1 protein-coding gene is annotated in these 1054 nt (G+C 29.8%); it reads right to left on the bottom strand.

All coding sequences use genetic code 11. The features are described 5' to 3' along the window. Positions 1–18: 18 nt before the first annotated feature. Entirely contained in the window at positions 19–738 is a 720-nt protein-coding gene (locus IAE51_RS11985; RefSeq protein ID WP_058212043.1) for a hypothetical protein, read from the bottom strand. Between the last annotated feature and the right edge of the window lie 316 nt (positions 739–1054).

Genomic DNA, 1054 nt, shown 5'->3' on the forward strand with positions numbered 1-1054 from the left:
TTTTTATTTATAAGTATTTTAAGGTTTAGTTCCAGAGTTAGCCGCTACTCCCTTATCAGTCAAGCCGGTTGCACCGCCTTCAGGCCAAATATTAATCCAATCATCATCAGTTAACATTCCTTTGAATGTATAGCCGCCAGCTTTTGAATCTGGGATGATTCTCTTATAATCAAAGGAGCTTCCTTGACCTAGAGCATCTAAAATTTTACCATAGTCAATTTGTACTTTAATTTTAGTTGTTTGTCCAATATTAACAAACTTGGTTGCAGATAATTTAAAATCAATTTGTCCTTCATAACTAGTAGTAATATCTTCAGGTGTAAAATCGGTATAGTCAGTATCACCAGGCAAAAGATATGAAGCTGTAATAGCATTTTTTAAATCAGCTCCTCCGTCTTTACCTGAGATTAAGTTAAACTCTGAAGGTAAAAGTAAGTTAAAGTGCTTTGTTTCTCCCAGAGCGATGGTAAATAAACTCTTTGAATCATACTCCATGACAACTTTTCCTGTACTAAATCCCATAGAATTCAAGGCATAATCATATGTATCAATCATAATAGGATTAACGAACTCACCTTTATCTAAGATTGTGATACCTGGATCTTTTACTTGTGGACCTGAAGCAGTTACTGATGTTTGAGGAGTTGTATCATCAGCATGCACAAGTTGAGCGCCCGTAGTAAGTCCAATAGAACCAAGTGCTAGAGCTGAGGCAGTTAAGAGTGTAATTTTTTTCATAGAGTATAACTCTCTTTCTTTTTTAATAATATTAGTATATATTAAAAATAAATAAAATGCAAACACTTTCAAATCAATCGTAAAGTGAATAAATAAACACAAAAAACGAATAAAAATTTATATTGATTAAGATTATTATGATAAAATACCAGTTTAAAAGGATTCTAGTATAATAAAAAATGAATAAAAATATTTAATTTAATAAGATGAAAAACAAATTAGTTTTTTATTAAACTTCTTTTAATAGAAACTTAATAAACAAAAAATAATTATTTTATTATCCACCACTTGTAAAATATTAAGCCATTCAATTATG

The organism is Lactococcus sp. S64, assembly GCF_016516525.1.
In the GTDB taxonomy this organism is placed as follows: Bacteria; Bacillota; Bacilli; order Lactobacillales; family Streptococcaceae; genus Lactococcus; species Lactococcus lactis.